Here is a 401-nt window from a genome sequence, read left to right as displayed (position 1 = left end):
TTGGTGGATGAAGTATTTCCCGCAGAGCCTATTCGCCAATGGGTGCTGAATTTTCCTTTCCAGTTGCGCTTTTTGCTGGACCGTTACCCGGAGCTGATGGGCAAGGTCTTGAGCATCGTTTACCGTACACTCTCAACTGTTCTGCGCAACTAAATCAGGACACTTTTCTTAAAGAGTTTTCGTACTCGATTGGCGACATATCTTCGTTAGAAGTATGGAGCCGCTCTAAGTTGTAATAACGCATGTAGTCAGCCACATCATTTCTCATATGCTCTCTCGTTGGCTGGGGCACTTTCAAAACCCAGTCATGCTTTAAGCTTCCAAAGAACCGCACCACAACAGAGTTATCCCAGCAAGCACCTACATCCCCCATGCTAGCTCTGATGCCATAATTACTCAGC

At 46.9% G+C, this 401-nt stretch carries 1 protein-coding gene; it reads right to left on the bottom strand.

The features are described 5' to 3' along the window. Positions 1-154: 154 nt before the first annotated feature. Positions 155-401: integrase core domain-containing protein (locus A3756_RS04700; RefSeq protein ID WP_156490270.1), on the bottom strand; the 247-nt coding region annotated here is incomplete at its 5' end.

The sequence above is a fragment of the Oleiphilus sp. HI0086 genome (assembly GCF_001635225.1).
The sequence above is the reverse complement of the archived record's forward strand: the minus strand, read 5'-3'. Positions and strand labels throughout refer to the sequence as shown.